The sequence below is a fragment of the Sinorhizobium alkalisoli genome (genome assembly GCF_008932245.1).
GTDB lineage: Bacteria > Pseudomonadota > Alphaproteobacteria > Rhizobiales > Rhizobiaceae > Sinorhizobium > Sinorhizobium alkalisoli.
Genome location: NZ_CP034910.1, coordinates 749,317 through 775,074, shown reverse-complemented (window position 1 = coordinate 775,074; position 25,758 = coordinate 749,317). Strand labels below are relative to the sequence as shown.

26 protein-coding genes, 1 pseudogene and 1 riboswitch are annotated in these 25,758 nt (G+C 62.9%); of the genes and pseudogenes, 9 read left to right on the top strand and 18 right to left on the bottom strand.

Annotation, left to right across the window (positions count from 1 at the left end):
• Positions 1–40 precede the first annotated feature (40 nt).
• Positions 41–289, top strand: a complete 249-nt coding sequence (locus EKH55_RS21265) for a hypothetical protein (RefSeq protein ID WP_151613022.1) — start codon at positions 41–43, stop codon at positions 287–289.
• Positions 290–334: 45 nt separating this feature from the next.
• Here the strand turns inward: EKH55_RS21265 and EKH55_RS21260 are convergent, their stop codons facing one another.
• From EKH55_RS21260 to EKH55_RS21245, 5 genes and pseudogenes are all read right to left on the bottom strand, one after another.
• Positions 335–568 (bottom strand): hypothetical protein, encoded by a 234-nt coding sequence (locus EKH55_RS21260; RefSeq protein ID WP_069459350.1) that lies wholly within the window; start codon positions 566–568, stop codon positions 335–337.
• Positions 569–900: 332 nt separating this feature from the next.
• Positions 901–1,704, bottom strand: a complete 804-nt coding sequence (locus EKH55_RS21255; RefSeq protein ID WP_151613021.1) for an ABC transporter ATP-binding protein — start codon at positions 1,702–1,704, stop codon at positions 901–903.
• Positions 1,701–2,720, bottom strand: a complete 1,020-nt coding sequence (locus tag EKH55_RS21250) for a FecCD family ABC transporter permease (RefSeq protein WP_192803859.1) — start codon at positions 2,718–2,720, stop codon at positions 1,701–1,703. The genes EKH55_RS21255 and EKH55_RS21250 overlap by 4 nt, the downstream gene beginning before the upstream one ends.
• A 5-nt stretch (positions 2,721–2,725) precedes the next feature.
• Positions 2,726–3,676, bottom strand: a pseudogene (locus tag EKH55_RS29475) (ABC transporter substrate-binding protein); the annotation flags it as partial.
• 262 nt (positions 3,677–3,938) lie between these two features.
• A riboswitch (cobalamin riboswitch) is annotated at positions 3,939–4,171 on the bottom strand.
• A 47-nt stretch (positions 4,172–4,218) separates the two neighbouring features.
• Positions 4,219–5,124: a LysR family transcriptional regulator gene (locus EKH55_RS21245; protein WP_069459347.1), complete on the bottom strand. Its 906-nt coding sequence runs from the start codon at positions 5,122–5,124 to the stop codon at positions 4,219–4,221.
• A gap of 230 nt (positions 5,125–5,354) precedes the next feature.
• Between EKH55_RS21245 and EKH55_RS21240 the strand changes: the two genes are divergently transcribed.
• From EKH55_RS21240 to EKH55_RS21230, 3 genes are read left to right on the top strand one after another with little or no spacing between them, the layout of a single operon-like run.
• On the top strand, positions 5,355–6,470 hold the full coding sequence (locus EKH55_RS21240) for an acyl-CoA dehydrogenase (RefSeq protein WP_225191250.1): 1,116 nt from the start codon (positions 5,355–5,357) through the stop codon (positions 6,468–6,470).
• Positions 6,470–7,639 (top strand): CaiB/BaiF CoA transferase family protein, encoded by a 1,170-nt coding sequence (locus EKH55_RS21235; RefSeq protein WP_151613018.1) that lies wholly within the window; start codon positions 6,470–6,472, stop codon positions 7,637–7,639. Before EKH55_RS21240 ends, EKH55_RS21235 begins: the two co-directional genes overlap by 1 nt.
• A 1-nt stretch (position 7,640) precedes the next feature.
• Complete coding sequence (locus EKH55_RS21230) at positions 7,641–8,516, top strand: 3-hydroxybutyryl-CoA dehydrogenase (protein WP_151613017.1); 876 nt, start codon at positions 7,641–7,643, stop codon at positions 8,514–8,516.
• Positions 8,517–8,580: 64 nt separating this feature from the next.
• On the opposite strand, the gene EKH55_RS21225 is transcribed toward EKH55_RS21230, so the two are convergent.
• Positions 8,581–9,246, bottom strand: coding sequence for a GntR family transcriptional regulator (locus tag EKH55_RS21225; protein ID WP_069459343.1), 666 nt, complete (start codon positions 9,244–9,246; stop codon positions 8,581–8,583).
• Positions 9,247–9,369: 123 nt separating this feature from the next.
• Here EKH55_RS21225 and EKH55_RS21220 point away from each other — a divergent pair, with 123 nt between their 5' ends.
• The 5 genes from EKH55_RS21220 (at position 9,370) to EKH55_RS21200 (ending at position 15,301) form a co-directional block, all read left to right on the top strand.
• Positions 9,370–10,374, top strand: a complete 1,005-nt coding sequence (locus tag EKH55_RS21220; RefSeq protein WP_069459342.1) for a TRAP transporter substrate-binding protein — start codon at positions 9,370–9,372, stop codon at positions 10,372–10,374.
• 67 nt (positions 10,375–10,441) lie between these two features.
• Positions 10,442–11,011: a TRAP transporter small permease subunit gene (locus tag EKH55_RS21215; protein WP_151613016.1), complete on the top strand. Its 570-nt coding sequence runs from the start codon at positions 10,442–10,444 to the stop codon at positions 11,009–11,011.
• Positions 11,008–12,324: a TRAP transporter large permease gene (locus EKH55_RS21210; RefSeq protein ID WP_151613015.1), complete on the top strand. Its 1,317-nt coding sequence runs from the start codon at positions 11,008–11,010 to the stop codon at positions 12,322–12,324. The genes EKH55_RS21215 and EKH55_RS21210 overlap by 4 nt, the downstream gene beginning before the upstream one ends.
• Positions 12,321–13,760 carry a malonyl-CoA decarboxylase gene (locus tag EKH55_RS21205; RefSeq protein WP_151613014.1) on the top strand — a complete coding sequence of 480 codons (1,440 nt, stop codon included), beginning with the start codon at positions 12,321–12,323 and terminating at the stop codon, positions 13,758–13,760. The genes EKH55_RS21210 and EKH55_RS21205 overlap by 4 nt, the downstream gene beginning before the upstream one ends.
• The gene (locus EKH55_RS21200; RefSeq protein WP_151613013.1) at positions 13,757–15,301 is read left to right on the top strand and encodes a malonate--CoA ligase; all 1,545 of its coding nucleotides are present in this window, start codon (positions 13,757–13,759) and stop codon (positions 15,299–15,301) included. Before EKH55_RS21205 ends, EKH55_RS21200 begins: the two co-directional genes overlap by 4 nt.
• A 76-nt stretch (positions 15,302–15,377) precedes the next feature.
• On the opposite strand, the gene EKH55_RS21195 is transcribed toward EKH55_RS21200, so the two are convergent.
• The 12 genes from EKH55_RS21195 to EKH55_RS21140 form a co-directional block, all read right to left on the bottom strand.
• Complete coding sequence (locus tag EKH55_RS21195; RefSeq protein ID WP_151613012.1) at positions 15,378–16,679, bottom strand: DUF445 domain-containing protein; 1,302 nt, start codon at positions 16,677–16,679, stop codon at positions 15,378–15,380.
• Between the two features lie 296 nt (positions 16,680–16,975).
• Complete coding sequence (arsH, locus tag EKH55_RS21190) at positions 16,976–17,701, bottom strand: arsenical resistance protein ArsH (RefSeq protein ID WP_192803858.1); 726 nt, start codon at positions 17,699–17,701, stop codon at positions 16,976–16,978.
• Positions 17,676–18,101 carry an arsenate reductase (glutaredoxin) gene (arsC, locus tag EKH55_RS21185; RefSeq protein ID WP_207544031.1) on the bottom strand — a complete coding sequence of 142 codons (426 nt, stop codon included), beginning with the start codon at positions 18,099–18,101 and terminating at the stop codon, positions 17,676–17,678. Before arsC ends, arsH begins: the two co-directional genes overlap by 26 nt.
• Positions 18,102–18,103: 2 nt before the next feature.
• Positions 18,104–18,802: an aquaporin gene (locus EKH55_RS21180; protein ID WP_151613010.1), complete on the bottom strand. Its 699-nt coding sequence runs from the start codon at positions 18,800–18,802 to the stop codon at positions 18,104–18,106.
• A 3-nt stretch (positions 18,803–18,805) separates the two neighbouring features.
• The gene (locus EKH55_RS21175) at positions 18,806–19,315 is read right to left on the bottom strand and encodes an arsenate reductase ArsC (protein ID WP_151613009.1); all 510 of its coding nucleotides are present in this window, start codon (positions 19,313–19,315) and stop codon (positions 18,806–18,808) included.
• Positions 19,316–19,334: 19 nt separating this feature from the next.
• Positions 19,335–19,691, bottom strand: a complete 357-nt coding sequence (locus EKH55_RS21170; protein WP_069459332.1) for an ArsR/SmtB family transcription factor — start codon at positions 19,689–19,691, stop codon at positions 19,335–19,337.
• Positions 19,692–19,726: 35 nt separating this feature from the next.
• The gene (gene pcaD / locus EKH55_RS21165; RefSeq protein ID WP_151613008.1) at positions 19,727–20,557 is read right to left on the bottom strand and encodes a 3-oxoadipate enol-lactonase; all 831 of its coding nucleotides are present in this window, start codon (positions 20,555–20,557) and stop codon (positions 19,727–19,729) included.
• A gap of 123 nt (positions 20,558–20,680) precedes the next feature.
• On the bottom strand, positions 20,681–22,015 hold the full coding sequence (locus EKH55_RS21160) for an MFS transporter (protein WP_151613007.1): 1,335 nt from the start codon (positions 22,013–22,015) through the stop codon (positions 20,681–20,683).
• Between the two features lie 34 nt (positions 22,016–22,049).
• Positions 22,050–22,838 carry a benzoate diol dehydrogenase BenD gene (gene benD, locus EKH55_RS21155; protein WP_151613006.1) on the bottom strand — a complete coding sequence of 263 codons (789 nt, stop codon included), beginning with the start codon at positions 22,836–22,838 and terminating at the stop codon, positions 22,050–22,052.
• Complete coding sequence (benC, locus tag EKH55_RS21150) at positions 22,835–23,860, bottom strand: benzoate 1,2-dioxygenase electron transfer component BenC (RefSeq protein ID WP_151613005.1); 1,026 nt, start codon at positions 23,858–23,860, stop codon at positions 22,835–22,837. Before benC ends, benD begins: the two co-directional genes overlap by 4 nt.
• 42 nt (positions 23,861–23,902) lie before the next feature.
• Positions 23,903–24,391, bottom strand: coding sequence for a benzoate 1,2-dioxygenase small subunit (gene benB, locus EKH55_RS21145; protein ID WP_069456721.1), 489 nt, complete (start codon positions 24,389–24,391; stop codon positions 23,903–23,905).
• Positions 24,388–25,746 carry a Rieske 2Fe-2S domain-containing protein gene (locus tag EKH55_RS21140; protein ID WP_151613004.1) on the bottom strand — a complete coding sequence of 453 codons (1,359 nt, stop codon included), beginning with the start codon at positions 25,744–25,746 and terminating at the stop codon, positions 24,388–24,390. The genes benB and EKH55_RS21140 overlap by 4 nt, the downstream gene beginning before the upstream one ends.
• Positions 25,747–25,758 lie beyond the last annotated feature (12 nt).

Below are 25,758 nucleotides of genomic sequence, written 5' to 3'. Positions count from 1 at the left end.
AGCGCCGTGGCGCAGGCGACCGGCGCGAAGAGAGCCGCAGATGAGAAGCAAACACGAAGAACACGCGCTCATCATCAGCGCATGGGAATCCGCGGGGGGCCCGCCGAACAGATCCGAACGACGCGATCAATATGGCCGCCGTTTCGATGGAGACGGAACCTATACGATCTATTATCTCCTAACCGGGGATACAGCAGAGATCGGCCCTTGGAAGATGGAAGGGCTCAGCCCCAAGAATGCGGTGCGGGCGCTGCGTATTCTTAACACGCCCGGGGATGCACCTGGATAGGCTGACATTCGGTGTCGTCCCGGCGGTAGCCGCGCAGCTTGGAAATCAGATGACCAATTGTACGATATGCGCGAACGGCGTCATTGCCCATTTCCCGCTGGCGTCTTTCGTCGTTCTGTAGATGATGAAGTCACTGCCCACCGTGAACGTTCCATGCATCGTGATCTCGTTACCGGTTGAGAGTACTGCTCTAAGCTCACTTGCATGGCGCTTCTCGATCTGGTCGCTGATCAGCTCGGCCAAGGTCAGGTGAAGCCTGTCAGGTTTGGAGTTATTCATTTTTCGCCCGCCCTACGGCCCCATTTTATCGGCGCTCGCCGATATAGCGGGAGCATTCCCACCCGGTGGAACGCCCAGCGACGGGCTCGCACCATGTCGAACCCTGCCCTCTTTTGCTTATGTTCGCAAGGCGCCGGCATGTGAGGCGCTTGCCCGGAAGATTGCGGCGGCGCGAGCCGAAATCGGCACAAAGTTTGTCCCGCGCCATAACGACTGGCAGCGGCCGCGGGAGCACGACACTACCGCACTTGCCGTCGGTCGAAAAGAAACCACCGCCGCATAGCCGGTGTCGAGTTTGCCACGATGGTCGCAATCACGCGTCTGGGCAAGGATCATGAGATCCTCTTGAGCTTCGGTCTTTCGGCGGCCGGCGAACCGGGCGCGCAGTAGCGGATGTAACAGCGCCCCTCGCCCTCATGCTGGACATCGACCACCACCCCGAAGACGGAACAGATCCGCTCTGCGCTGAGGACCTCGGATGGGCGGCCCAGCGCAACGATGCGGCCGCCGCTCATCAAGGCAATTCGGTCGCAGAACATCGCTGCGTGGTTGAGATCGTGAAGCGCCGCCACGGCTGTCAGTTGCTGCTGGCGGACGAGATGCAGCAGGCCGATCTGGTGGCCGACATCGAGGTGGTTCGTCGGCTCGTCCAGAAGCAGGATTTCCGGCTGCTGCGCGAGGGCACGGGCGATGTGCAGGCGCTGGCGTTCTCCCCCCGAGAGCGTGTGCCACTGCCGCGCCGCCAATGGCTCCATGTCGACGTTGCGGATCGCCGCGCCGACGATCTCGTCATCCTCCGCCGACCATGGTGCGAGCGGCCCGAGATGTGGGGTGCGGCCGAGCTCCACGGCTTGGCGCGCCGATATGCGCTCGCTCGTCTCGGCCTGCTGTTCGACGAGGGCTATGCACCTGGCGACCTCACGGCGTCCGAGCCCGTCTATCGGCCGGCCGTCCAGCAGCACCCGACCCGACTTCGGTCGCCGGAGACCCGCAAGAAGCGACATCAGGCTCGTCTTTCCGGAACCGTTTGGTCCAACGATGCCGAGAAATTCTCCCGGGACGACGTCGAGCGAGACGTTCTCGAGAATGGAAATTCCGCCCGTGGACCATGAGACGTTGCATGCCGAAAGCATCATCGAACCGCTCCCCGCTGGCCAAGGATAATCGCGAAGGCAGGCGCTCCGACAAGCGCCGTCACCACGCCGATCGGCAGCACCTGGCCCGGAATGATCACGCGGGAAACCACGTCGGCGGCGACCATGAAGATTGCCCCGGTCAAAGCGGATGCCGGCAACAGCAGCCCGTGCCGGACGCCCACCAGCATCCGTGCCGCATGCGGGATGACGAGCCCGACGAAGCCGATCGAGCCGACAATGCTGACCATGGCCGCCGTCATCATGGCCGATGCGCCGATCAGCACGACACAGACGCGGCGCACGGGTATGCCGAGCGAGGCGGCGGACTCGGAGCCGAAGGTGAAGGCATCGAGCGCACGCGCATGCCAGAGACAGGCAAGAAGGCCAACCACAGCGGCAGGCAGAGCAAGCCAGACATCCGGCCAACGGACGCCAGACAGATTGCCGAGCAGCCAGAACATGATCGCGCGCGACTGCTCCGCATTGGCCGCCTTGGTGACGATGAACGAGGTGAGCGCGTTGAAGAGTTGCGAGCCGGCGACACCGGCGAGTATGGTGGCACCATGCCCCCTGCCCGCGCGCATTGCGAGCAGGCTGACGAGCCCGAATGCGAGAAGTGCGCCGAGGAAGGCCCCCAGCGGCAGCGTCAACAGACCGGCACCGAAACCCAGGATGGCAACGGCGACCGCGCCCGTCGATGCTCCCGCCGAGATCCCGAGAATATACGGATCGGCGAGCGGGTTGCGCAGAAGCGACTGCAGCACGACGCCGGAAAGTGCCAGCGCCGAGCCGCAGCACGCCGCCACCACGGCGCGGCTCAAACGGTAGTTCCAGACGATGCCCTCGTTGATCGGATCGAGCGGATAGCCCGCCTGCCATAGCCGATTGGCGATCGTCCGGGCGACGACATCCATCGGGATCGCCGTCTCGCCGATCGCCGCACCCAGCCAGAGCGCCGAGAACAGCAGGACAAGCGCCAGCACTGTGGCGCCTGTCCTCGATAGGGAGCCCACCATCCTATTCACTGGGTCAGGCCGGCTTTTTCGATAGCCTCGGCCAGGGCCTCGATCCCTTCGATGGTCCGGATCGTTGGGTTCATCGCCTGGGCGTCCATTTCGACGACGCGGCCCTCCTTGACGGCCGGCATGAGACTGGTCACCGGGTCGGACTTGAGGAACTGGTACTTGACGGCGATGTCGTCTGCGGGGAAACGGCGACGCTCCATCTTGCCCGCGACGATGATCGTCGGCTCGGACCTGGCGATGGCTTCCCAGCCGACGGTCGGCCATTCCTCCTCGCTGTCGATGACATTGCGGATGCCGAGCGCCCGCATGATGTAACCGGGAGCACCGTTCTTGCCGGCGACATAGGGGTCGATGTCGAGCTCCGCGCTCGAGAACCAGAACACGGCCGAGAGCTTGCCGTTCGCCGACACGATCTTCTGCTTGGCAGCATCCTCGCGGGCCTTCAGCTCTGCAACCAGCGCCTCGCCGCGTTCCTGGACGTTGAAGATCTGCGCCAGTTCAGCGATCTCCTGATAGATCAGGTCCATGGTGAAGACCGCGTGGCGAACGCCATCGCCTCCACCCGTATTGTCCTTGCCGACGCAATCGGCCGGCGAGGTGTAAACCGGAATGCCGAGTTCCTCGAACTGCTCCGGTTTGGCAACGATGCCCTCGGACCCGACGTGCCACTGGAACTGCGCGGTGACGATGTCGGGCTTCTTGGCAACGACGCTCTCGAAACTCGGATCGTTGTCCGCAAGACGCTCGACCTTGGCATTGGCCTCCTCGTAACCCTCGATGACCGGGCCGAGCCAGACGGCGGTGCCGACCATCCGGTGCTGCAGGCCAAGCAGATACATGATCTCCGTGCTGCTCTGGCCGATCGAGACGGCGCGTTCGGGCGCCTTATCGAAGGTAATCGGGCGGCCGCAATTGGTGATAGTCAGCGGATAGGTGGTTTCGGCGGCCTGAGCCTCGAAGGCGAAAGTCGACATCAGCGTAGCGACGGCAATAAGGCTGCCGCGACTGTTAGGAATGATGGTCACGGATCGATCTCCCCGATTGTAGAATACCGGCCGCACGGCGCGGACGGCGGGAACTGTCGCGCCGCCTCAGTCAGCGGTTTCGAGCGAGCGGCTCGAACGGGAAGGAACGAATTCAGGAAGGCGCAGCCAGGCGCGAAAATGTGTCATGGCATATCCTGTTCCGGGCATCCCCGCCCGTGGACATTGGAGCGAACGCATGACGGCAGGTCTCCTGGCTTACGGATATCTGTCGTCCATCTGCCTTCCCGTGCCGGTTGGCACAGTGGCACGGCGCTCGAGGCGCCACGAGGATGGACGGCAATCCGCTCACAGTTGCGGGGGCAGCCACGGTTTTGGTCCCTGTTGGGTCGTCCGCACCGTGTTCCCTATTAATCCCCTTCGCTTCACCGTCGGGGAACCGTCGAGAGACTCCATAGATAGTTGAGCCCGACTGGTCAAGGGTAGGCCCTGCCGCGCGTCCGCGGTCAGGAAGCCGACGTTGCTTGCGGCTTCAATTCCGCGGCAAGCCAGGCGCGGAAGGATTCGAGTGGCGGGTAACTGGCCCGCGATTGCGGCCAGACCAGCCAATAGGATCCCGAGCCTGGCACCCCCCTCTTCAAGAGCGGAACGAGGCGTTTCTCCGCTATCTCGGCGTCTGCCAGATAATCCGGAAGAAGCGCCACGCCGAGGCCGGAGATCGCAGCCTGCGTCATGGTCGCGAACTGGTCGAAGAGCATTCCGGTAACGCTTGTTGGTTCCGCGCCATGGGCGGCAAACCAGATTCGCCAGGCGTTCGGCCTCGTCTCCAGTTGAAGCAGCGGCAGCCCGGCCATCCCATCAACGTCGGCAACGGGATGGTCCTTGAGCAGCGCTGGCGAGATGCAGGCCGTCAGTCGCTCCTCGAACAGCTTCATGTGGCCGGCGTCGCGCCAATCGTCAGCCCCGAAATGGATGGCGGCATCGAAGCCTTCGACGGCAAAGTTGAAGCGCTTGAGACGCGTTGCCAGATTGATCGTGATGCCGGGATGTTTGACCAGGAACCTGCCAAGCCGCGGCGCCAGCCATCGCGTGCCGAAGGCCGGCAGGATCGCGAGCGACAGCGTGCCGCCACCCGGATTTGCGGCTAGTTCCATGCTGCCGCGCTGGATGAGATCGAGCGCGCGGGTCACGTCCCGGCCATAGGCGTGAGCGGCTTGCGTCGGGATCAGCTTCTGCCTGTGCCGCTCAAAAAGCTGGCGGCCGAGCTGCTGCTCCAGATTCTGGACGAGACGGCTCACCGTGCTCTGCGTCAGATCGAGCTCGCGCGCCGCCGCCGCTGTCGAGCCGGTCTTCAGGACGGCCTCGAAGGCGGCCAAAAGGCTTATCGAGGGGAGGAACCGGCGCGGGCGCATCTCACTTATGCATTCCATGAATGATGTTACACGCAAATACGGCTTTTTCCGCACGGCAACAAGCGGTACTTACATGGGAAAATCGGCTTGCCGTTCGAGATCCTCGGGGCGTAAAAGATATCGGGAGAGAATCCGTGACCACAAACCCATCCGTGCATTCATCACAAGGCAGCGCTTTCGCCTGGGACGATCCCCTTCTCCTCGACGACCAGCTTGCCGAGGACGAGCGCATGATCCGTGATGCGGCCAGGACCTTCGCGGAAGCAGAACTCCTGCCGCGCGTCGGGGAGGCCTATCTCGAGGAGAAGACCGATCCGGGCCTCTTCCGGCTGATGGGCCAGGCGGGGCTTCTCGGTGTGACGCTGCCGGATAAATATGGCGCGGCCGGCGCCAATTATGTTTCCTACGGTCTCGTGGCGCGCGAAGTGGAGCGCATCGATTCGGGCTACCGCTCGATGATGAGCGTGCAGTCGTCGCTGGTGATCTATCCCATCTACGCCTATGGCTCCGAAGAGCAGCGCGACAAATACCTGCCCGGTCTCGTTTCGGGCGAGCTGATCGGCTGCTTCGGGCTCACCGAGCCGGACGCCGGATCCGATCCGGGTTCGATGAAGTCGCGCGCCGAGAAGATCGAGGGCGGCTATCGTCTGCGGGGCTCGAAGATGTGGATCTCCAACGCACCGATCGCCGACGTGTTCGTCGTCTGGGCGAAGTCGGAAGCGCATGGCGGTCAGATCCGCGGCTTCATCCTCGACAAGGGCATGAAGGGCCTGTCGGCGCCGAAGATCGGCGGCAAGCTGTCGCTGCGCGCTTCTGTCACCGGCGAGATCGTCATGGATGGCGTCGAAGTCGGCGAGGACGCGCTGTTGCCGAATGTCTCTGGGCTCAAGGGACCATTCGGCTGCCTCAACCGTGCCCGCTACGGCATCTCCTGGGGCGTGCTCGGGGCTGCCGAGGATTGCTGGTTCCGCTCGCGCCAATACGGTCTCGATCGCATCCAGTTCGGCAAGCCGCTCGCCGGCACGCAGCTCTTCCAGAAAAAGCTCGCCGACATGCAGACGGAGATCACGCTCGGCCTGCAGGCCTCGCTCCGCGTCGGGCGGCTGATGGATGACGGCAGGTTCGCGCCGGAGATGATCTCTCTCGTCAAGCGCAACAATTGCGGCAAGGCGCTCGACATTGCGAGACAGGCCCGCGACATGCATGGCGGCAACGGCATTCAGATCGAGTATCACGTCATGCGCCACGCGCAGAACCTCGAGACGGTCAACACTTACGAGGGCACGCACGATGTCCATGCGCTGATCCTCGGCCGCGCCCAGACCGGCATTCAGGCGTTCTTCTGATGGCCGCGCCGAACAGCGCTCCGCTCGCCGGCTTGAAGGTCGTCGAGCTTGCCCGCATCCTCGCCGGGCCGTGGATCGGGCAGACGCTCGCCGACCTCGGCGCGGAAGTCATCAAGGTCGAGAGCCCGCAAGGCGACGACACCCGCACATGGGGGCCTCCTTTTATCGAACAGCCGGACGGCAAGGGCGGCACCGAAAAGGTGGCCGCCTATTTCCACGCGGCAAATCGCGGCAAGACATCGGTCACCTGCGATTTCGGCGACCCCGATGACCTCGCCCGCGTCAAATCCTTGGTCTCGGAAGCGGATGTGGTGATCGAGAACTTCAAGGTCGGAGGATTAAAGAAATTCGGCCTCGACTTTGAAAGCCTCGCCGCGATCAACCCGCGCATCGTCTACGCCTCCGTGACCGGTTTTGGCCAGGCGGGCCCACGGGCGCAACAGCCGGGCTACGATTTCTTGATCCAGGGCATGTGCGGCATCATGGACCTGACCGGCGAACCCGACGGCGAACCGCAGAAAGTGGGCGTCGCCTGGATCGACGTCTTTACCGGCCTCTACGGGGTCATCGGCATCCAGGCCGCATTGGCCGAACGGGAACGTTCCGGCCTCGGCCAGCACGTCGATCTGGCACTGCTCGATGTCGGCGTTGCGGTGCTCGCCAACCAAGCGATGAACTATCTTGCAGGCGGCAAGGTTCCGCGCCGCATGGGCAACGCGCACCCCAACATCGTGCCATACCAGGTGTTTCCGGCCTCCGACGGGCATCTGATCATCGCCTGCGGCAACGACCGGCAGTTCGCGACCCTTTGCAGCATGCTCGGTCTCGAAGGCGTCTCGGACGACCCGGCCTATGCTACCAATCCGGCGAGGGTGGCGAACCGGGAAGCGCTCAGTTCGCTGCTTGCGGAAAAGACTAGGCTGCGGCCAAAGGCTGAGCTGATTGCGGCATTGGAGAAAGCGGGCGTACCGGGGGGCCCGATCAATACGGTGGCGGAAGCGATCGACGAGCCGCAAATCCAGGCACGGGAGTTGCGCATCGATCCCGAGGGCTTGCCCGGATTACGCACGCCCATCATTCTGTCACGCAGCACCTTGGCGCTCGATAAAGCCGCGCCGGTTCTGGGGGCTGGACGGTGGCAATTCTCGAAAAAAGCCGAGGAAGAATAAAATGACGATCGAGACGGTTGGCGTCGTCGGCGCCGGGCAAATGGGCAACGGCATCGCCCATGTGCTTGCCGTTGCAGGATACGACGTCACGCTGATGGACGTCGATGCGCAAAGGCTGGAGGCGGGCCTCGCCAGGATCGGCGCGAACCTGGGTCGGCAGGTGGCGCGCGGAAAGACGTCGGAGGAGGCAAAGCGCCTTGCCCTCGGGCGCATTCGAACGACAGTGGCGCTTCAGGATCTCGGGGCGAGCGACCTCATCATCGAGGCGGCGACGGAGCGGGAATCGGTCAAGCAGAAGATCTTCGATGAGCTCGCGCCGAGCCTGAAGCCGAAGACGATCCTCACCACCAACACTTCGTCGTTATCGATCACCCGCCTCGCGGGGCGGACGAGCCGGCCGGAACAATTCATGGGACTGCATTTCATGAATCCGGTTCCGGTCATGCAACTCGTCGAGCTGATCCGGGGAATCGCGACGAGCAGGGAAACCTTCGAGGCGGTGCAGGCGCTGGTGCAGCGGCTCGGCAAGAGTGCGGTGGTGGCGGAGGATTATCCGGCCTTCATCGTCAACCGCATTCTGATCCCGATGATCAACGAGGCGATCTACACGCTCCATGAGGGGGTCGGTTCGGTCGTCGATATCGACCAGAGCATGAAGCTTGGTGCCAACCATCCGATGGGCCCGCTCGAACTTGCCGATTTCATCGGCCTCGACACCTGCCTCGCCATCATGAGCGTGCTGCATAGCGGACTGGCCGATACCAAGTACCGGCCGTGCCCGCTGCTGGTCAAATATGTCGAAGCCGGCTGGCTTGGACTGAAGGTCGGCAGAGGTTTCTACGACTATCGCGGCGAAGTGCCGGTCCCGAGCCGCTGAGGAAGCGCCTGAGCAACAGCAGGCGATGTCGCCATGCTCGGTCGTGGCGTGGCGACGTCGCCTCCTATCCAAGCCGGCGTTCACGGCTCGAAAGATTGGCGATCAGATCGCCGAATCGGTCGCCTTGGACCGCCACGTGGCCGCGCAGGCGCTCCCGCGCCCCATCCGCATCGCCGGCAAGAATGGCCTCGACTATCTCTCCGTGCTCCTTGAAGGACACCTTCATCCGGTTGCGGACCCTAAGTTGCAGGCGGCGGTAGGGACGAAGGCGGCGATGCAGAGCCGTGCATTGATCCTCCAGGAAGCCGCTATGGCTTGCCGCGTAGATCGCGCGGTGGAAGATCTCGTTTTCATAGTAGTAGCGGTCCGTGTCCTCGCTGGCGACCGCCTCCTTGCACTTGTCGTGGGCAGCCATAAGTGCTGACCGGTCCTCCTCAGTATGGCGCCGGGCGGCAAGAGCGCCCGCCATGCCCTCCAGTTCGGCCATGACCTCGAACATCTCGAAGACGCGCTGCGGCGCCGGATCGACCACAACGGCTCCGCGCCGCGGCCGGATCTCGACGAGCCCGGTCGCGCTCAACTGCATCAAGGCCTCGCGAATCGGCGTTCGCGATACCCCGAAGCGCTTCGCCAGTTGCGTTTCGTCCAGGCGTTCACCCGGTTCGAACTCGCCGGTGACAATGCCGTTTTCAATGTCGTCGCGCAGCTTGTGGAAAATATTATCGGTCATTCCATTTCGGCCCTGATATGCAGTTTGTCGCTTCTTGTATACAAAAATCTTGACACGGTACGCAAGATAGAGACACTCTTATACCAGACCGGCGGGAGGGCCGGAATATCAGGGAGGAAGAAAATGAGCAGTTTTCGACGGAAGCTGGGAGCTTGCGCTGTCGCAGCCCTCGGCAGCTTGATCGTCTCGACGGCGTCCGCCCAGACCATCTTGAAGGCTTCGCATCAGTTCCCGGGCGGCAAGGGCGACATTCGCGACGAGATGGTGCAGTTGATCGCCCGCGAAGTCAGCGCGGCGAATGTCGGCCTTGAGATCCAGGTTTTCCCCGGTGCCTCGCTCTATAAGCCGAACGACCAGTGGAACGCGGTTACCCGGGGCCTGCTCGACATGACGTCGTTTCCGCTCGACTATGCGTCGGGTCGCCATCCGGAATTCTCCGCAACGCTGATGCCTGGGCTCGTCGGCAATTTCGACCGTGCCATGCGGCTCAACGATTCCGAATTCATGCAGGACATCAAGAAGGTCATCGAGGATGCCGGCGCTATCGTGATCGCCGACGCCTGGCTGTCCGGCGCCTTCGCTTCCAAGAGGGATTGCATCACCTCGCCCGACACGATCAAGGGCCAGGTGATCCGCGCCGCCGGGCCCGCCTTCGAGGAGATGCTAGTGGAAGCGGGCGCTTCGATTTCGTCGATGCCGTCGTCGGAGATCTACACGGGCATGCAGACCGGCGTGCTCGACGCGGCCAATACCTCGTCGGCGAGCTTCGTTTCCTACCGCCTGTTCGAACAGGCCAAGTGCCTGACCGCGCCGGGCGAAAACGCCCTGTGGTTCATGTACGAGCCGGTGCTGGTGTCGAAGCGCGTCTTTGAGGGCCTGACGGAAGAACAGCAAAAGGCGATCCTGGCCGCGGGCGAAAAGGCGGAGGCCTATTTCAATGAGGAGGTCCGCAAGGGCGACCAGGTCATGGTCGACACCTACAAGAAGGCCGGTGTGGAAGTGGTCGAGATGACGAAGGAGGACTACAACGCCTGGCTCGAAGTCGCAAAAGAGTCGTCCTACAAGAACTTTGCCGCCAACGTCCCCGGCGGGGACAAGCTGATCGAAAAGGCGCTGGCCGTCGAGTGAGGCGAACGAAAAGATCGGCGCGCGTCGACGCGCCGTGCCGTCTGTCCCGCAACCTGAGGATAAATGCATGCTCAAGGCCTATATCGAGGCTGTCGGCAATGCTTCGCGCGGGCTCGCGATCGTTGCGACCGCCCTGATCATCGCGTCGATGCTCGTCGTCTGCCAGATGATCCTGATGCGCTATGTGTTTCGCCAACCGACGATCTGGCAAACGGACTTCGTCGTGTTTTCAGCAACCGCAGCCATGTTTCTCGGCGCACCCTATGTTTTGCTCAAGGGCGGCCATGTCGGGGTGGATGTCGTCGAAGTCATGGTCGGCGACCGCACGCGATCGGTTCTACGCGTGATCGCGAGCCTTCTCGGCCTCCTCTTCTGCACAATCATGCTCATCGCGACGTGGATTCAGTTTCACGACGCATGGGCAGGCAACTGGAAACATTCCAGCGTATGGGCGCCGCCGCTTTGGGTGCCACTCGCCGCACTTCCTGTCAGCTTTGCCATGCTGTGTCTGCAGTATGTCGCACAGGTCCTGACGCTGCTGACTGCGTCGGCGGGGCCGGCAACCATCAGCGATGGCGGCGTCGAATCGGGTTCGACGCCAAGCGCCAATCCTCATTCCCGGGAGATCATCCAATGAGCCCGACCGTTTCCGGACTGATGATCGTTGCCTGTCTCTTCGCCCTGCTGGCGACCGGCATGCCCATCGCATTCGCCCTGGGGCTTTCCGCCTTTGCGGCCCTCTATTTGCAGAGCGGCGCCGCCATCTTCTACGTCCTGGGGGATACGATGTTCTCCGGTATCGCCAATCTGGCCTATGTGTCCATCCCGATGTTCGTCCTGATGGGCGCGGCGGTCGCCTCATCCCCGGCGGGATCGGACCTCTACACCTCGTTGGACCGGTGGCTGAACCGCATCCCGGGCGGCCTCATCCTGTCCAATATCGGCGCCTGTGCCATCTTCTCCGGCATGACCGGTTCCTCGCCGGCGACCTGCGCGGCGATCGGCAAGATGGGCATTCCGGAGATGCTGCGACGGGGCTATCCGACCTCGGTCGCAAGCGGCTCGATCGCGGCCGGCGGCACGCTCGGCATTCTCATTCCCCCATCCGTGACGTTGATCGTCTACGGCATTGCGACCGAGACCTCCATCGGACGGCTGTTCATGGCCGGCATCCTTCCCGGCATCCTGCTGACGTCCCTGTTCATGGCTTGGGCGATCATCGATTGCAAACGCAAGGGCTATGAATTCGATGCGCGTTTCATCCGCTACTCGATCAGGGACCGGCTGGCGGGCCTTCCGCGCATCCTGCCCTTCCTGCTGATCATCGCCGGTACGCTGTACGTGCTTTACGGAGGGATCGCCACGCCGTCCGAGGCGGCCGGCGCCGGTGCCTTCCTCACGCTGCTCGTGGTGATCATCGCCTACCGGCTGTTCCGCTTTCGGCCCGTCGCCGGCATTCTTGGATCGGCGATGAAGGAAAGCGTCATGATCATGATGATCATGGCAGCCGCCGAGCTCTTCGCCTTCGCGCTGTCCTCGCTGTTCATCACCCAGACCGTCGCAACGGCAATCGCCGACATGGAAGTCAACCGATGGCTGTTGATGTTGATCATCAACGTCTTTCTCTTGATCTGCGGCATGTTCCTGCCGCCCGTCGCCGTAATCGTGATGACCGCGCCGATGCTCTTTCCGATCGTCACCCAGGCGGGATTTGACCCCTACTGGTTTGCGATCGTCCTGACGATCAACATGGAAGTCGGCTTGATCACGCCGCCGATCGGGCTCAACCTTTTCGTCATCAACGCCATCGCGCCGCAGATCCCGACGAAGGAGATTCTCTGGGGTTCCCTGCCCTACGTGCTGGTGATGTTCCTGGCGATCATCATCCTCTGCCTCTTTCCGGGAATTGCGACGTGGCTGCCGAACCAGATGTTGGGGGCAATCCAATGAGCAGGACGTCTTTCTTCAGCGACATGTTGCAGACCATCACCGACCGCGGCCGCCGTTTCCTGTCGTTAGGACCTGCACGCGAAGGCGAAGCCGATGCCGTGGACAAGATGGAAGCGCTCTGCGAAACGCTGTTGTCGAGCCGGGGTGAAGCGTCGGGCATGGCGCTTGCGAAGAACATTCTCGACCGCTGGCAAAGCTTCGATCCGCAGCAGCGGCGTGACTTCATGATGGTGCTGCTCTCGCGCTTCGGGCCCGATAGCGAGCGGCTGGAGCAGGCGATCGACGCCTATCGCGCCGAACCCAATCCAAGGGCCCTACTGGAATTGAGCGTGGCGGCCGAGCCTCGCCGGCAGGAACTGATCCGCAGGCTCAATCTGGCGCCAAACGGCATCGCCACGCTCGTGCGAATGCGGGAAGATCTCATCAAGCTCAAGGCCGAGAACCCCGACCTTACGGCCGTCGACGCGGACTTCGCCCACCTTTTCGGATCGTGGTTCAACCGCGGCTTCCTCGTATTGCGGCCGATCAACTGGTCGACGCCGGCCAATATTCTCGAAAAGATCATTCGCTACGAGGCCGTCCACCATATCGGCGGCTGGGACGAGCTGCGCCTGCGCCTTGCGCCGGAAGACCGGCGCTGTTTCGCGTTCTTCCATCCGCAACTCGTCGACGATCCGCTGATTTTCGTGGAAGTGGCGCTGACGCGGGAGATGCCTTCGAATATTGCGGGCCTGTTGACGGAAGACCGCGCGCCGATCCGCGCTGCAGATGCGACGATGGCGGTCTTCTATTCGATCTCGAACTGCCAAGAGGGCCTGAGGGGCATTTCCTTCGGCAACTTCCTCATCAAACAGGTGGTCGAGGATCTGCGCCGCGAGTTTCCTCGGCTCGACAGCTTCGCGACCTTGTCGCCGGTGCCAGGCTTTGCCGAATGGCTGTCTCGCGAGCGGCGTGCCGAAGTCTCCGATGCCCTTTCCGCCGCGGACCGCAGCAAGCTTGCGGCGCTCGATGAGCCGGAATGGGCCGACCAGCCGGAATTGCTGGCGAGCATCCAGCCGACCATGACGGCCGCTGCCGCCTGGTATTTCCTGAGGGCCCGCGACCGCAACGGCAAAGTCGTGGACCCCGTCGCGCGCTTCCATCTCGGCAATGGCGCACGGCTCGAGCGGATCAATTTCCTCGCAGATCGCTCCGCTCGTGCCATGCGCCAGGCGCACGGACTGATGGTCAACTATCTCTACAAACTCGACGACATAGAGACGAACCACGAGACTTTTGCCACCCGCGGCCAGGTCGTCGCCGCACCGGCCATCCGGCGGCTGGTGCCCGCCCACAAGGGCCCCCGCAGTCTGGTTCCCGTTCCGGGCGTCCTTCCTCCGGACGTCCAATCAGGCGGTGCCCCAAAGAAGAGAGGCAGCAAGGAGTTCACCTCATGAGCAATCATCTGTTCGATGCCATCCGCCGGGCCGCGCGCCCCCGCGCCGGCTTCATCCTGGAAGCCGGTGGCCGCTCCTGGACTTATAGCGACATGCTGGATCATTCGGGCCGCATCGCATCGGCGCTCGATGCCCTCGGCGTACGGCCGGGCGACCGGGTGGCCGTGCAGGTGGAGAAGAGCCCCGCCGCGCTGATGCTCTATCTCGCCTGCCTGCGCATAGGAGCCGTCTATCTTCCGCTTAATACGGCCTATACGCTGGCCGAGCTCGACTATTTCATCGGAGATGCCGAGCCACGGCTCGTCGTCTGCGCCCCGTCGGCCGAGGAGGGAGTTACCAGGCTCGCCGCAACCCACGGGGCCCATATCGAATCGCTGGACGAGAAAGGCGGCGGTTCGCTGACCGAGCTCGCACGCGGCGAGTCGCCCGACTTCCCGGATGCCCATCGCGGGCCCGACGATCTTGCCGCGATCCTCTATACGTCGGGAACGACGGGGCGCTCGAAAGGCGCCATGCTGACCCATGACAATCTCCTGTCAAACGCCTCCACGCTGCGAGACTACTGGCGCTTTACCGCCGACGACAGGCTGATCCACGCCTTGCCGATTTTCCACACGCACGGCCTCTTCGTCGCGTCGAACGTGATCCTTCTTGCCGGTGCATCGATGTATTTTCTGCCGAAGTTCGACGCCGACGAGGTGCTGCGGCTGATGCCTCAGGCGACGGCGATGATGGGGGTTCCGACCTTCTACGTCCGCCTCGTCCAGCATCTGGGGCTGACGCGGGAGGTGACGGCTGGAATGCGGCTGTTCGTTTCGGGCTCGGCTCCGCTGCTCGCCGAGACCCACAGGACGTTTGAAGAAATGACCGGGCACGCCATTCTCGAGCGTTACGGGATGACGGAAACCAACATGAATACGTCGAACCCCTATGATGGGGATCGCATCGCCGGAACGGTCGGCTTTCCGCTGCCCGGCATCTCGCTTCGTGTGACCGATCCGGAGAGCGGCAAGCCGCTTCCAAAAGGCGAGACCGGCATGATCGAGGTGAAGGGACCGAATGTTTTCAAGGGGTATTGGCGCATGCCCGAGAAAACGCAGGCCGAGTTCCGTGCCGACGGTTTCTTCATCACGGGCGATCTCGGCAGGATCGACGAGCGCGGCTACGTCCACATCGTCGGCCGCGGCAAGGATCTCGTGATTTCCGGCGGCTATAATATCTATCCCAAAGAGGTCGAAACGGAGATCGACCGGATGCCGGGAGTGGTCGAAAGCGCCGTCATCGGCGTGCCGCATCCAGATTTCGGCGAAGGCGTCACGGCCGTCGTCGTCAGGAAGCCGGATGCAGCAATCGACGAGCGTACCGTTCTCGACGGGCTGAAGGACCGCCTGGCACGCTACAAGCAGCCGAAGCGGGTGATCTTCGTGGAAGACCTACCACGCAACACGATGGGCAAGGTCCAGAAGAACGTGCTCCGCGACAGGTATGCCGATCTTTATGTCCACACAGGGAACGAGACGAGCGTGCAAGCGCGGGTGTGAGGCTTCGCCCGCTACGTGACGTTAGTTTGGCGATTGGTGGCGCAAGCAGCCCGGCTCCGGTACTCACAGGTTGCGATCAACCGAAGGATCGGGAAACCAGGAAGATCAGGCAGCCCGCAAAGGCGCCGACGATCGTGCCGTTCATGCGGATGTACTGGAGATCGCTGCCGACGACCAACTCCAGGCGGTCCACGAGCGTGGGCGTATCCCAGCTTCTGACCACTTCCGACACGAACGCGCCGATCTCGTGCCGCCACGAAACGACATAGGCAGCAAGCTTCTCCAGAAACGAGTCGATATGGGCCAACATGGCCTGGTCGCTCGCCAATGCCCGGCCGACGAGCAGACACAATTTCTCGACAGCCAGACGCACCTTCGAGTTCGGCCGAGCCAGGTCGTCCAGCATCATGCGTGCGGTCCCATTCCATACGGCTGCGACCCAGGCCTGAACCTCCGGGTGTTCCAGGACGCGGTTCTTGATGGCGTTTACCTGCTCGCGCTGGGCCGGTGATGTGTTCAGGTCATCGATGAGACGGTAGAGCGCCTCGCGGAACTTCAGCCGGACTTCGCTCTCCGGCTCACGCAATTTGTTGAGGAGGTCGCCTACGCCCGAGACGATCGCCTCCGCGATCCTTCGATCGATGGTCCGGGGAATCCACCAGCGACTGCGCTCGCGGACCAATTGGAAGATCTGCTCGCGGTTTTCCTCCAGCCATTGGGCGGCAACGCCGAGGGCGCGCTCAAACAGAACGTCCGTCTCCCCGCTCGCCGTCAAGATATCAATGGCACGGCCGAGAATCGGCGCGACGTCGGCTTGCCGTACCTGTCTGCCGAGGCTCCGGCGGGCGAAGTCCTGCAGGTCCTTGTTGTCGAGCGTGCGAATGACATAAGGAAGCGCCGAAGCAACGGCTTCGGCGAGCACCGGCGCCGTCGCCGGAGCCGCAAGCCATGCCGAAAACCGCTGGGCCACATGGGCGCTCCGCAATTTTCGCAGCATCACCTCCTCGGTCAGGAAGTGCCGTTCCAGGAAGCGACCCAGGGATTGACCGATGCGCTCCTTGTTGGTTGTCACAATAGCCGTATGCGGGATCGGTAGGCCAAGCGGGTGACGGAAGAGCGCGGTCACTGCGAACCAGTCAGCGAGCCCGCCGACGATTCCCGCTTCCGCGGCGGCGCGCAAGAGCTGGATCGCGAAGCCGGGATCGGGAACCAAGTGGGTTCCAAGAAAAACCGCCGCCATGGCGATCAAGAGGGATGTCGCCAGCAGGCGATTGCGCTTCAGGCGGCGGCGCTGACGATCCTCGGCGGAATTCGGAACAGGCGCTGAAGGCTGGGACGGGACGGGAGCATCAAACGCGCGGGAACGGTCCGGTGACATGGCTCAACCTCCTCGCATCGGCCGGGTTCGGTCCTTGCCTGCAGCAGGAGCCGCTCCTGCTCATGACGGCCGCCGTCAACAGGCACGGCCGGACCATTATGATCACGGACCGTCGACAAGACACCCCTTGCGAGACGTATGACTACTGCATGTCTCCTTGAAGCGACCTCGATTCAAGGACAAGGACATGCAGCAATTCAAAGTGCTACAGCGCCGCGCGTCCTATAGGACGCGCGGCGCTGTAGTGGAGATGGCCGGGAGGCGGCGCCAGATGGGTTATTGGACGGGTCCGGGGTTCAGACAGACTTCAGTCTGACCCGCTGTTCCAGCTTCTCGGCGTCTTCCTTGCGTTCGCTGTATCGGTCGACGAGGTAGTGCGAAACGTCGCGGGTCAGCAGCGTGAACTTCACGAGCTCCTCGCAGACATCGACGACCCGATCATAGTAGGAAGACGGCTTCATGCGTCCATTCGCGTCGAATTCCTGGTAGGCCTTGGCGACCGAGGACTGGTTGGGGATGGTGATCATGCGCATCCAGCGTCCGAGCAGGCGCAGCGTGTTCACCGCATTGAAGGACTGCGAGCCGCCCGACACCTGCATGACGGCGAGGGTTTTCCCCTGGGTCGGCCGGATCGACCCGATCGCAAGCGGTATCCAGTCGATCTGCGCCTTCATGATGCCGGTGATTGCCCCATGGCGCTCCGGACTCACCCAGACCTGGCCTTCCGACCATTCGGAGAGTTCCCGGAGCTCCTGGACCTTTGGGTGGCTTGCCGGCGCGTCGTCCGGAAGCGGCAGACCCGACGGGTCGAAAAAGCGCACTTCCGCCCCGAAATACTCCAGCAACCGCCCGGCCTCCTCCGCCAGAAGCCGCGAATAGGACACCTGGCGAAGCGAGCCGTAAAGGATCAGGATGCGCGGCGGATGCGTCGAGAAAGGCGGCCGCAGCGCCTCGGCGGCGGGCTTGCGCAGATGCCGCGGATCGGCGGCGGAAAGTTCAGGCAAGGCGTCGCCCCTCCCCATCGAGAACCGCTTCGCCATCCTCCTTGACGAACGGCCCTTTGAAGGCATCCGCTGGCAGGATATCGAGAACCGCTTCCGACGGCCGCGCCAGCCGGGTACCCAAGCGGGTGACGACGAACGGCCGATTGATGAGGATCGGATGCTCGATCATTGCCGTCAGGAGCTGATCGTCGGAAAGCGACGGATCGCCGAGCCCGAGTTCCGCATAGGGTGTCCCCTTCTCGCGGATCGCCTCACGGACCGAAAGGCCGGCGTCGCGGATCATGCCGGCAAGCTCCTCGCGGTCGGGCGGGGTCTTCAGATATTCGATCACCTTCGGTTCGATGCCGGCGTGGCGGATCAGCGCCAATGTATTGCGGGACGTGCCGCAAGCAGGATTGTGGTAGATGGTGACGTCCATGGTCATTCGGCTCCCTTGACCGCAATTGGTGAAATCGAGGCGTTCCGCCCGGCGAGCATCCAACCGGCAACGGCGGCTGCCAGCAGCGCCCCCAGCACTTCGGCCATGACGAAGCCGGGCAAATCCCCGGGGCGAATGCCCGAAAAGGTGTTCGTGAATGCCCGGGCGATCGCGACCGCGGGGTTCGCAAAGGATGTCGAGGCGGTAAACCAGTAGGCCGCTGTGATATAGAGGCCGACCAGCCACGGAATGGCATCGCCGCGGAAGCGCAATCCCGCCAGGATCGTGAAGACCAGGCCGAAAGTCGCTACCGTCTCGGCAAGCCATTGGCCGGCGCCGGTGCGAACCGTTTGCGACGCCTGAAAGATGTCCAACTCGAACATGGCATGGGCGACAAACATTCCTGCAAGGCCGCCCGCGACTTGGGACAGGATGTAGAGCGCCGCGGCGGGCGGCTCGATCTCCCGCCTGGCGGAGAACACGATCGTCACCGCAGGATTGAAATGCGCACCGGATACCGGGCCGAGAATGCTGATCAGGACGATGAGGATAGCACCCGTCGGTATGGTGTTGCCGAGCAGGGACACCGCCACGTCATCGGAAAGGCGATCGGCCATGACGCCGGAGCCGACGACGGTGGCGACCAGGATGGCCGTCCCAAGAAACTCCGCCGCGATCCGGCGCCTCAGATCGAACGCCATGTGTCAGCCCGCCTTCGGAACATTGCGCCCGATCTCATCAAGTCGCCTCTGCAAGGCAAGCCTGTCCAGGCTGGTCATCGGCAGGCTGATGAATATCGAGAGGCGGTTGCTCAGCATTCGGTGGGTCTCGGCAAAGGCGAAATGCCGCTCAGTCTCGCTGCCTTCCGCCGCGGCCGGATCGGGCACGCCCCAGTGCGCGGTCATCGGCTGGCCCGGCCAGGCGGGACAGGCCTCTCCGGCCGCGTCATCGCAGACTGTGAAGACAAAATCCATCTGCGGCGCGTCGGGCGCGGCGAACTCGTCCCAGGACTTCGAGCGTGCGGACGACGTGTCGTAGTTCAGCCCCTTGAGAAGCTGCAAGGTGAATGGATGCACTTCACCTTTTGGATAGGACCCGGCCGAATAGGCGCGGAACCGACCCCTGCCGAGCCGGTTCAGTATGGCTTCGGCGATGATCGAGCGTGCCGAATTGCCCGTGCACAGAAAGAGGACGTTATAGGCTTTGCCGCTCATGAGCGCTCTCCCGGTCGGTTCAACTTACCTGCGTCTCCGTCGGAGCGCAGCATGGGGACAAATCTGAAATCAATGGCGCACAGAGACTCGCGTTGCCGCCGCAGCAGTCTTGCAGCAGGTAGAGCATAACGGAGCGAAAGCGATCGAGATCGGCGCGATAGATAATGGAACGGCTTTGACGCTCGCCCCGGACCAGCGCGGCCTGGGCCAGCGTCGCGAGATGCGCCGACATGGTGTTCTGCGGCACATCGACCAGCCTGGCCAGCTCGCCGGCGGCAATGCCGTCGGGTTCCCGCTCGACGAGCAGCCTGAACGTCCTCAAGCGGGTGGGCTGGGCAAGGGCGGCAAGAGCGGTGATTGTCTGAGTTTCATCCATATATCTAGAATATTGGATATATCTTACGAGTCAAGTCAATCACTGCATCTGGCACGATTCGATGGGGAAGAAGCTTCCGCACCGAGAAACTCCAAAAGCGCGCCGTTGAAAGCCTGTGCCGACTCGACGTTTACGATATGGCGGCCCGGCAGCGACAGATGCCGGCCCTGCTGCACGCGCGCGGCGATATCTGCCAGGTCGGATGGCGGGCACACCGGATCGTTATCGCCGGAAACGGCGAGAAGAGGGTTGGCGATCCGTTCGATATCATCACGCAAGTCGCCCCCGGCCAGAGCCGCACAGCATCCGATATAGCCATCGATCGACGTCGCGACAAAGCTGTCGAGCACGTTTTCGACAGTGCCGGGTTCGAGGGCGCCGAACCCCGGCGTGAACCAGCGTTCGACGGTGGCGGCGGTCAGTGCCGCAAGTCCGCTCTCCCGCACGGTCTCCATTCGCGCGATCCAGCTTTCGGCGGTACCGATCTTGGCGGACGTCGCGCAGACGGCGATTTTGCCAAGGCGATGTCCGGCATGAATGCCCAGCCACTGCCCTGTGAGGCCGCCGATGGACAGGCCGCAGAAATGCACGCGCTCTATTTCAAGCGCATCGAGCAGCGCGAGCGCATCCTTGCCGAGATCCGACAGAGCGTATGGCGGTGGTGGAGCCGAGGACAGACCATGGCCGCGGCGATCATATCGCAGCGTGCGGAAATGCGGCCCAAGTCCAGCCACCTGCGCGTCCCACATGTGTAGGTCTGCGCCGAGCGAATTGCAGAACATAAGCCATGGCTTGCTCTGGCACCCGTCCGCATCGCCGTCGATACGGTAGTGGAGGCGATAACTGGGAAGATCGAGGAAGGGCATGTTTCAAGGACTCAGGAAATCGACTCTCGGCAGATGGGGTGATCGGCGGCGCCGGGTTCGACCCGGCGCTGCTTTTGAATATGGAAGACCGGCCGACCGACTCATGCGATCGGCCGTGCTTGCTCATGCGGCGGCAAGCTGCACGGTGCCGACCCGGCGCGCGTTGCTGACCGCGAATACCAGCATCGCCAGAGCCGAGGCCGCTGCAGGGATGGAGAAGATCAGGAAGTTCTGCTGGAGCGGAAAGTCCATCGCCAGCAGCATGCCGCCCAGGGTGGGGCCGACGATTGCGCCGATGCGGCCGACGCCCGATGCCCAGCCCAGTCCTGTGGAGCGGACGGAGAGGTTATAGAGCTGCGCAACGCTGGCATAGAGCAGGATCTGCGTGCCGATGGTGGTCGCGCCGGCAACGAATACGATCAGGAAAAGCAGCCCTGCGGGTAGATTGAAGCCGATCAGTGCAATCGATGCGGCAGCCGCCATGAAGAAGCCGACGACCACCTTCGGCAAGCCGAACCGGTCGCCCAGCCAGCCGCCCGCAATCGCGCCGACCATGCCACCGAAATTGAGCGAAAAGAGGCTCAAGAGGCTCGCCTTTTCGGCATAGCCGGCTTCCTGCAGCACTTTCGGCAGCCAGGACGACAGGAGATAGACGAGCAGCAGGCAGCAGAAGAAGGCGACCCACAGCATGAGGGTACGCAGCGTGCGCTGGTGGCGGAACAGTTCAGCAACCGACGCCGAGGCGCCCTTGGCTCCGGGAAAGACCAGTCTGTCATCGTCACCAAGGCATGCCGAGGGATCGATCTTGCCATAGATCCGCTTCGCCTTTTCCTGCTGACCCTGGCGGATGAGGAAGCCGAGCGATTCCGGCAATTTCCACAGAACGACTGGAAGCAGAGCCAGCGGCAGGGCGGCCACAAAGAACATCGGCTTCCAGCCGTATTGCGGGATGAGGCCGATGCCGAGACCCGCTGCAACCATGCCGCCGACCGAATAGCCCGAGAACATCAGGGCGACCATTGTGCCGCGAAGGCGCTTGGGTGCGTACTCGTTCATCAGCGCCACGGCGTTCGGCATCAAACCGCCGCAGCCGAGACCGGCCACGAAGCGAAAGATCTTGAATTGATCCGGTGAGTTGGCGAAGCCGGTGAGAAGGGTAGAAACGGTAAACAACATAAAGCTGATCGCGATGCCCTTCTTTCGTCCGATCTTGTCCGCGAGAGGTCCGAAAACAAGCGCGCCGAACATCATGCCGAACAGAGCCCATGCCTGCAGCGCGCCGGCCTGCGGCTTGCTCAGCCCCCATTCCGCGATCAGCGTCGGCAGAACGGTACCCGCAACGAATACATCATAGCCGTCGACGATCAACAGCGAGGCGCAGAGCCCCACCACCAGCCATTGGAATCCGCCGAATGGATTGTTGTCGATTGCTTCATTCACATCGATAGTGCGCATCATCGCTCCTCCCCGAGTTGCTAAGCATGTTGAAACTTCAGCCGGTATCGCCCCCGGCTACGGGCAGAACGCTGCCGGTGATGTAGGACGCCTCGTCGGAGGCCAGGAACAGGATCGGCGCCACCTGTTCCTCGATGGTCCCGTATCGCTTCATGAAGCTGGATTGTTTCACCTGGTGGACGACATTGCCCATCCAGGCCTCCTCCTCCGCCGTGTCGCCGGCGGCATTTCGCGGGATCCGGCGCGGAGGCGCTTCCGTGCCGCCCGGTGCGGTGGCAACCACACGGATGTTGCGCTCCGCCAGTTCCATCGCAAGCGCCTGGGTAACGGCGTTCACGCCGCCCTTGGCCGCCGAATAGGGTACGCGATGGATGCCGCGCGTGGCGTTCGACGACACGTTGACGATGGTGCCTCCGCCGCGCGCGAAGAGATGCGGCAAGACCGCATGGCAGCAGTAGAGCGTCGGCATCAGCGAACGGTGGATCTCCGCGTCGATGTGCTGCGGCTCGAATTCCGCGTAAGGACGCATGCGGATCGCACCGCCGACATTGTTGATCAGGATGTCGATCCCGCCGAACCTCTCGACGGCAAAGCGCATCGCCGCCGCGGCCCCATCATAGGTTTCGAGGTCGGCGTTGAAGGAGGCGGTTTCGGCGTCCCTGGCCTCGGCCGCAACCGCCCCGGTGAAATCGGCACGGTCTATGAACAGCACCTTACCGCCCTCCTCCGCGGCACGGATCGCCACCGCGCGGCCGATTCCCTGCGCCGCACCGGTCACCACCAGCACCCTGCCGGCAAAGCGGCCTTTGAAGCGCACCGCGCTCATGCGGCCTCCTTCACGACCGCATTGGGCGTGAACTTCTCGTAGTGGAAGCTGTTGGGCTTCACGCCGTTGTCGTCGAAATGCCTGCGCACGGCATCGACCATCGGCGGTGGGCCGCAGAGATAGACGTCGACCTCGCCGCCATTGAGCATCTCGGCCGGCATGTGCTGGGTAACCCAGCCCTTTTGCGGATGGCTGGAAGCCTCGTCGGCGACCACAGTCGTGAAGCTGAAGTTTGGCAGGCGCGCCGCATAGGCTTGGATTTCGTCGACCAGAACCAGATCGAGATCGCGCGTCACGCCATAAATCAGGTGGATTTTCTGCTCCGACCCCGTGCGCGCCAGAACCTCAAGCATCGACAGGAACGGCGCAAGGCCCGTGCCTCCGGCGAGGAACAGAAGCGGCCTCTGGACATCGCGAAGATAGAAGCTCCCCAGCGGCCCCGTCAGTTCGAGTTTCGTGCCAACCTCGGCGCGCTCCAGCCAGCCGCTCATCAGGCCGCCGGGTATTTTCTTGATGAGGAAGCCGATCCGCTGCTCGCCCGGCGCCGAGCTGAACGAATAGGATCGGCTTTGGCCACTGCCCGGCACGGCGATGTTGACGTACTGACCGGGCAGGAAGGCGGGCGCGGCGGCTTCGACCTCCAGCTCCAGGACGACCGCCGCATCCTTGTGCGGCGTCACCCCTGCGACCGTAGCGGCGAATTTCTGCTGCCCGGTCTTGCAGGCCACCGATGTCGTCGGCACGGCGATGACGCAGTCGGAGGCCGGCTTCATTTGGCAGGTCAGTACAAGGCCGCTTTCGGCCTCGTCGGCGGTCAGCGCATCGTCGATGAAGTCGTCGCCGAGGTCGTAGCTGCCGCTCTCGGCGCGGCATTTGCAGGTGCCGCACACGCCGTCGGAACAGTCCATCGGCAAGTTGATCTTGCTGCGGAAGGCGGCATCGAGAACCTTCTCGCCGTCCTTGCATTCGATGAAGCGGGTCACCCCATCCTCGAAGTTCAATGCGATCTTGTAGCAGGCCATGGAACCCTCCTCATCGCTCCCTAAGCCGGCCGGCGACGCCCCTCAGATGTGGTAGACGTCGATGACCTGGCGGATGTAGTCGTTCTTCAGCACGATCTTCTTGTTCGAGATCAGCAGGCCGTCGCCGCTCTTGCGCAGCGTGACGAACATGGTGCCGAAGAACTGGTCGGTGACCTTGTAGCGATGGCTCAACGTGTGGAAGTTGTAGCGAACGTCGACCTCATCGCCGCGATCCTCCAGCACCTCGACATTGGTCACGCTATGGCTGGTGCGCGGTTCCGGTGTGGAAGCGCCGGAACGCTCGGTCTTGATGCGGAACACCCGGTCTTCGAGACCGTCGCTGTTCGCGTAGTAGATCAGCGATATCTGCGACTGCGGATCTTCGGTCAGCTGGTCGTCGTCGTCCCAGGCCGGCATCCAGTAGGTCACGTCCGGCGCATAGCAGGTGAGCCATTCGTCCCACTCGCGATCGTCCAGAAGACGCGCTTCCCGGTAGAGGAACGCGCAGATGGCCTCGTGCGAAATACTCATGCGACGGCTCCATTCTTCTCGGCGACGAGCGCCTCGCGCATCGTCTTGGCCCAGTATTCGTGCTGGCGGACGAACAGGCCCTCGTCCTCGCTGCGCTCGCCGGACAGGAGCGGCGCGATGCCCATGCGCCTTGCGTTTTCGTCAGGACCGTCGATCCAGAGCGGTGCGCCCCGCGAAAGGTCGTTCCAGAGCGCGGCAGTGCCGGCATAACCCGCCTGGCAGGCACGGAATTCTTCCAGGTCGTCGGCCGTGCCCATGCCAGATACGTTGAAGAAGTCCTCGTACTGGCGGATGCGCAGCGCGCGGTCTTCGGCACCTTCACCCTTCGGCGCGAAGCAGAAGATGCTGATCTCGGTCTTGTCGACGCTGATCGGCCGCGTCACGCGGATCTGCGTCGAGAACTGGTCCATCAGGAATACATTCGGATAGATGCAGAGATTGCGGGTCTGGTTGACGATGAAATCCGCCTTGTCCTCGCCGACACGGGCCTTGATCTCGTCGCGGCGGCGGTAGACTGGGCGAACCTCCGGATTCATCGTGTTGGTCCACAGGAGGATGTGGCCGTTGTCGAAACCGTAGACGCCCGCGACCGAGCGGCTCCAGCTATTGGCGTCGACCGCCTTTGTGCCCTCCTCCTTGCGCCGGCCCATCGTCGCGGCGTAGTTCCAGTGCACGGAACTGACATGGTAGCCGTCGCAACCGTTCTCCATCTGCAGCTTCCAGTTGCCGTCGTAGATGTAGGACGAATTGCCGCGCAGCACCTCCAGCCCGTTTGGCGCCTGGTCGACGATCTGGTCGATGATGACCTTCGTCTCGCCGAGGAAATCCTCGAGCGGCGCCACGTCCTCCTTCAGGCTGCCGAAAAGGAAGCCGCGATAGCTTTCGAAACGCGGAACGCGCTTCAGGTCATGCGACCCGTCTTTCGCAAACTGGGGTGGATACTGCGTCGTCTTCTCGTCCTTGACCTTGAGCAGCTTGCCGGTGTTGGAGAAGGTCCAGCCGTGGAAGGGGCAGGTGAAGCTGCCCTTGTTGCCGTGCTTGCGCCGGCACAGCATCGCGCCGCGATGGGCGCAGGCATTGATGACCGCGTTGAGGTCGCCGTTCTTGTCGCAGGTCACGACCACCGGCTGGCGGCCGATATAGGTCGTGTAGTAGTCGTTGTTCCCCGGAATCTGGCTTTCATGGGCCAGATAGACCCAGTTGCTTTCGAAGATGTGCTTCATCTCCAGTTCGAACAGGGCTTCATTGGTGAATATGTCGCGGCGGCAACGGAAGATGCCGGCCTCCTTGTCGTCCTGCACGGCGGTGGCGAGCAGCTGATCGAGATCCCGGGCTTTGTCGGTGATCGCAGACATGATCTTCCTCCC

Coding starts and splice junctions, on each gene's coding strand:
- EKH55_RS21250 (WP_192803859.1), bottom strand. CDS start 2,720: ATGGTGGGCTCCCTATCGAGGACAGGCGCCACAGTGCTGGCGCTTGTC.
- EKH55_RS21230 (WP_151613017.1), top strand. CDS start 7,641: ATGACGATCGAGACGGTTGGCGTCGTCGGCGCCGGGCAAATGGGCAAC.
- EKH55_RS21220 (WP_069459342.1), top strand. CDS start 9,370: ATGAGCAGTTTTCGACGGAAGCTGGGAGCTTGCGCTGTCGCAGCCCTC.
- EKH55_RS21180 (WP_151613010.1), bottom strand. CDS start 18,802: ATGGCGTTCGATCTGAGGCGCCGGATCGCGGCGGAGTTTCTTGGGACG.
- EKH55_RS21225 (WP_069459343.1), bottom strand. CDS start 9,246: ATGACCGATAATATTTTCCACAAGCTGCGCGACGACATTGAAAACGGC.
- EKH55_RS21170 (WP_069459332.1), bottom strand. CDS start 19,691: ATGGATGAAACTCAGACAATCACCGCTCTTGCCGCCCTTGCCCAGCCC.
- EKH55_RS21240 (WP_225191250.1), top strand. CDS start 5,355: ATGATCCGTGATGCGGCCAGGACCTTCGCGGAAGCAGAACTCCTGCCG.
- EKH55_RS21195 (WP_151613012.1), bottom strand. CDS start 16,679: ATGTCACCGGACCGTTCCCGCGCGTTTGATGCTCCCGTCCCGTCCCAG.
- pcaD (WP_151613008.1), bottom strand. CDS start 20,557: ATGCCCTTCCTCGATCTTCCCAGTTATCGCCTCCACTACCGTATCGAC.
- arsC (WP_207544031.1), bottom strand. CDS start 18,101: ATGGACGTCACCATCTACCACAATCCTGCTTGCGGCACGTCCCGCAAT.
- EKH55_RS21235 (WP_151613018.1), top strand. CDS start 6,470: ATGGCCGCGCCGAACAGCGCTCCGCTCGCCGGCTTGAAGGTCGTCGAG.
- benC (WP_151613005.1), bottom strand. CDS start 23,860: ATGGCCTGCTACAAGATCGCATTGAACTTCGAGGATGGGGTGACCCGC.
- EKH55_RS21260 (WP_069459350.1), bottom strand. CDS start 568: ATGAATAACTCCAAACCTGACAGGCTTCACCTGACCTTGGCCGAGCTG.
- arsH (WP_192803858.1), bottom strand. CDS start 17,701: ATGGGGAGGGGCGACGCCTTGCCTGAACTTTCCGCCGCCGATCCGCGG.
- EKH55_RS21200 (WP_151613013.1), top strand. CDS start 13,757: ATGAGCAATCATCTGTTCGATGCCATCCGCCGGGCCGCGCGCCCCCGC.
- EKH55_RS21160 (WP_151613007.1), bottom strand. CDS start 22,015: ATGATGCGCACTATCGATGTGAATGAAGCAATCGACAACAATCCATTC.
- benB (WP_069456721.1), bottom strand. CDS start 24,391: ATGAGTATTTCGCACGAGGCCATCTGCGCGTTCCTCTACCGGGAAGCG.
- EKH55_RS21205 (WP_151613014.1), top strand. CDS start 12,321: ATGAGCAGGACGTCTTTCTTCAGCGACATGTTGCAGACCATCACCGAC.
- EKH55_RS21255 (WP_151613021.1), bottom strand. CDS start 1,704: ATGATGCTTTCGGCATGCAACGTCTCATGGTCCACGGGCGGAATTTCC.
- EKH55_RS21265 (WP_151613022.1), top strand. CDS start 41: ATGAGAAGCAAACACGAAGAACACGCGCTCATCATCAGCGCATGGGAA.
- EKH55_RS21175 (WP_151613009.1), bottom strand. CDS start 19,315: ATGAGCGGCAAAGCCTATAACGTCCTCTTTCTGTGCACGGGCAATTCG.
- EKH55_RS21210 (WP_151613015.1), top strand. CDS start 11,008: ATGAGCCCGACCGTTTCCGGACTGATGATCGTTGCCTGTCTCTTCGCC.
- EKH55_RS21140 (WP_151613004.1), bottom strand. CDS start 25,746: ATGTCTGCGATCACCGACAAAGCCCGGGATCTCGATCAGCTGCTCGCC.
- EKH55_RS21245 (WP_069459347.1), bottom strand. CDS start 5,124: ATGCGCCCGCGCCGGTTCCTCCCCTCGATAAGCCTTTTGGCCGCCTTC.
- EKH55_RS21215 (WP_151613016.1), top strand. CDS start 10,442: ATGCTCAAGGCCTATATCGAGGCTGTCGGCAATGCTTCGCGCGGGCTC.
- benD (WP_151613006.1), bottom strand. CDS start 22,838: ATGAGCGCGGTGCGCTTCAAAGGCCGCTTTGCCGGCAGGGTGCTGGTG.